The organism is Atribacterota bacterium (assembly GCA_039638595.1).
Classification (GTDB): Bacteria; Atribacterota; Atribacteria; order Atribacterales; family Caldatribacteriaceae; genus Profundicultor; species Profundicultor thermophilus.
Genome location: JBDIWM010000082.1, coordinates 1 through 3,584, shown reverse-complemented (window position 1 = coordinate 3,584; position 3,584 = coordinate 1). Strand labels below are relative to the sequence as shown.

Here is a 3,584-nt window from a genome sequence, read left to right as displayed (position 1 = left end):
TCTGGAGAACGGAAGAAAAGACCGGTGGTTGCTTCCTGAAGGAATTCTTGTCGAAAAAAGGTGTAAATGAGCTGGTCGAGTTCATAAGGGGTGACGAGGCTCGCTTTGCATTCGATTTGGGGAAATTTTTCCCGAAGAAAGGTCTGTAAAGCCGTACTTTGTGGGGAGGGGGTGACAATTTCCAGGGAGTGATTTTCATAGCGAAGGGGAAAAAATTTAAAGCGCACCAGGTCAGAAGAAGCAAAGAGAGGAAGCACATTTGGGTCAACCATCTGGATGAGCCTGGATAGTTCTTCTCCCAAGTACATCAGGTCTTCTTTTTCTGCCAGAGCCTGATAGAGCTTGAAAGGGGAGAGAAAACCATGCGAAACCAGAATCTCTCCCAGGAGCGCCTTGCTTTCTTTTTGAATGGCTAAGGCTTCCTCCAATTGCTTTTGGGTGATCAGCCCTTTTTCAATCAGGATTTCACCTAAGCGTTTTTCCTTCATGGGTTCTTGGAACGAACCAGACGGTTATACAGGAGTCCGGACGCAAGGATGATGATACTGACAATGACAAGGAAAAGGAAGATTCGAAATCTGAGGAACCATTCTTGAAAGACGAACATAGCTGGTTTGGGAGGACTCACTGGTGGTCCACTCAGCACACTGGTAAAGCCATTTTTACTAAAAAGCGTAACATTTCCGATGAGCCGGCGCAAGGTTTTCTCTTCTTTGAAGGTGTTGAAAAAGTGTCGGGTAGCCTGGTCAAATTCCCCGTGGGTGGTAAAGAGAATCACTGGGTGGCCATTTTCCCAAAAAGTGGTGAGAATCCCCAGCGATTCGTTCGGGCCAAAACGCATGATGGTTTTTCCCTCGAAGGTATCTTTAAGCACCAGATCTTTTCCTTCGGAAATAAGAGGGGAGGATGGAAAGTTCGCGGACGGCGCGACGGCGATAAAGTAATCCCGGAGTACCCGGGATTCTTCTTCGCTGAAAGGGATGAAAAAGAAGGAAATCGTCTCACCCATGGCACGGCTATAGTGTTCCATGGCAAAGCGGAGGAAAGCGACAAGTTTATGGAAAGAGGGAAGGTTTTGGGTCTCCAGAAATTGGGCGTAACGGGAACACTCTTTTTGGAAAAGGACAAATGGCTGGAAAGGTTTTTGCCAGAGTCGGCTTTGGTATGAGGGTTGAGAAAGCAGAATTTTTGCTTCTTTGGGGGTTACGACGGTGATGTCAATGGGCCTACGGTCAATGGACCGTAACGTAGCCAGAATGATCGCTTCAATCTGGAGCTCGGAGAGAGTAGGTGTTTCTGGGAGCACTAAAAATCCCTGACCCCAAAAGAATGTGGGAACGTCGTTGAAGGTAAGAATGGGAGGTAAATACCCCTGTCCCCGGGGTTCAAGGTACGATTTGTTGCTGATTGAGGCTTCCAGAGGTTTCTCGCCCCGGCGGCAGTTGCCGATTTCCGGAAAGTAGGAGAACGAAAACTCCAGAGCATTTTCTCGCCGCAGAAGCTCTGGAGGCAGGAAAACAATCCGGGGGGTTCGTACCGTCACAGGGTTAGCATTCAGCTGCTCGGTGTATACCGATTCTCCATTCAAGCGTACTGTGAATGATGCATCTCCCTGAAAGTTGGTTTTCAGAGGAGAATGGGAGAGGTACAGGATGAGTTTGAGTTGCTGTGGTATCCCTCCGAGGTCAGCACTTGGGAAATAAAAGGTATTGGTGAGTGTGCCAATACCTCGAAAAAAGAGTTCATCAAGGTAAAGCCGACGTGGTGGTGAGGGGAATGGACCTTGAACGGTCGATATCTGTGCAGCAGGAAAAACCATGAGCTCGCTTTTCTCAACCAGGGCTTCCACACCTTGAGGGGTGAGAAAAAGGGTTTTTCCGTAAAGTTCAAAATCGTGTTGAGCACGTTCTTGCAAGAAAATGCGGCGATGGTCGGCAAGAAGGGATTGCCCTTCCTGAGCGATGCTGGTTTCAATGGTAAGAGGGGTATTCCGCAGAGAACGTCGCAAAAACGCATAGAGCTTCATGTAGGCTTTTTCCAGGTCTTTTGACCATTCGCCAGTAGGGAGGATGATTTCTATCCGTTTTTCTGGAAGGTTAAGGAAATCGGTTAAGGTGGCGATAGTGGTTTCCTGGCGAAAGAGGACGAATCGACTCTCCTTTTTCACAAAGCAGAAGAGATTTCCTGAGTTCAGGTCTTCACAGAGGTTGTCACTGATGAAAAGATACGGTTCGATGTCAATGCGATGTGGATTTTTTCCTGGAGAAAGCTCTTTGAGGGGGATAGAAAGCGTGCCACTTCGAAGAGAGGTGGTAAGGAGAAGATTCCCATCTCCACGCACGGTCAGCGAGGAAGAAGGGCTCAGGACCGAGGGAACCTCAATTTCCAGGTGAAGATAACTCTGTTCCCAGTTAATACCGGGAAAGTCTGGGAAATACAGGGTATGCGAGGGATGGCTTCCTTCTAGCTTCTGGTCGTTTTCCCAGCCGAGTTCAGCGAACGGAATTTCCTGCCACCGGAGTTCCTGGGCTTCCACGGTTGCCATAAAACAAAGCAAAAGGCAAAAGAACCAGAAAGGCGAGAGAGTCTTTCTCATGGTGTTTCCTCCTCCATGGTGCACTCAAAATATTGCAAAATGCGCTTGAGATGCCGTATTGGTGGAATTTGAATGGGGTCTTCTTGATTTTTGAGTGCCAGAAAAAAACTGGTCCAGTCAGCCAAGGCCACAAGACTCATGGTGCGGGTAAGAAACGAACTTCCCTGAGAGAAAACTTCTTCAACCGGAAAATGGCAGGACTTGAGGTATCGAACCAGAACCCGCACCATGGTTTGAATCATAGGAAGTTCTTCTCGGTCACGGAGAATCAGAAATACCCAGGGAATTCCCTCTGGGTGGCGTAAACCTACGATTTCGTTGTGCATGATTTCGGGGATAACGCCATAGAGGGCCATATTTTTGGCGTTTTCGTTGAGCTGGGTTTTGAAGCGATACGCGACAATATCGGTGAAGTTCTGGGTACCATAGATAACTGGTAATCTCCTTTCGAATAGGGTTGCGAGGTAGTATGGAGTGGTCATGTTTTCCAAGGTGTTGTAGTGGGGGAGGAGGTCGTGAAGGAGAGTAAGGGCTTCGTCCACCTCGGTTTGAAGGGATACTTCTGGAAAAAGATTTTCAAAAAGCCCCAGAAGGTTTCCCAGAAGATATCCCAAAGCGAAACGGGGCTGGAAACCTTTGGGAAGCAATAAAACTGATTCCTGAGGGAAGAGGGTCTGGAGTTCCCCACCCGAAGTGAGAGTGATGGTGGGAAGATTCCTTTTTCGGGCTGCGTGTGCGACTCCCAGTATTTCTTTGGTGTTTCCAGAGTAGCTGGAAAGGATAAGAAGCGTGCCGTGGTTCACAAAATGGGGGAGAGGAGGACTGGAGATAATTTCGAAGGGAACCGGAAGGCGATTACGCAGAATGTGCTTGACTATCTGTCCTCCAATACCGGAACCACCAATCCCGGTAAAGACGATCTGCTGGATTTCCCGATAACGAGGTGAGAGGGGAACATTTTTTGCCTGGGCGTACCCTTCGGCAAGAT

At 48.4% G+C, this 3,584-nt stretch carries 3 protein-coding genes; all 3 read right to left on the bottom strand.

The window, feature by feature from the left end:
- Positions 1 to 488 (bottom strand): glycosyl transferase (locus ABDK92_11090; protein ID MEN3187146.1); only part of this gene is annotated, 488 nt, incomplete at its 3' end.
- Positions 485 to 2,596 carry a cellulose biosynthesis cyclic di-GMP-binding regulatory protein BcsB gene (locus tag ABDK92_11085; GenBank protein MEN3187145.1) on the bottom strand — a complete coding sequence of 704 codons (2,112 nt, stop codon included), beginning with the start codon at positions 2,594 to 2,596 and terminating at the stop codon, positions 485 to 487. The genes ABDK92_11085 and ABDK92_11090, both read right to left, overlap by 4 nt.
- Positions 2,593 to 3,584 (bottom strand): SIS domain-containing protein (locus tag ABDK92_11080; protein ID MEN3187144.1); only part of this gene is annotated, 992 nt, incomplete at its 5' end. The genes ABDK92_11085 and ABDK92_11080, both read right to left, overlap by 4 nt.

Bases quoted from the DNA above. Each gene is read 5' to 3' on its own strand.
- ABDK92_11085 (MEN3187145.1), bottom strand. From the start codon at position 2,596: ATGAGAAAGACTCTCTCGCCTTTCTGGTTCTTTTGCCTTTTGCTTTGT.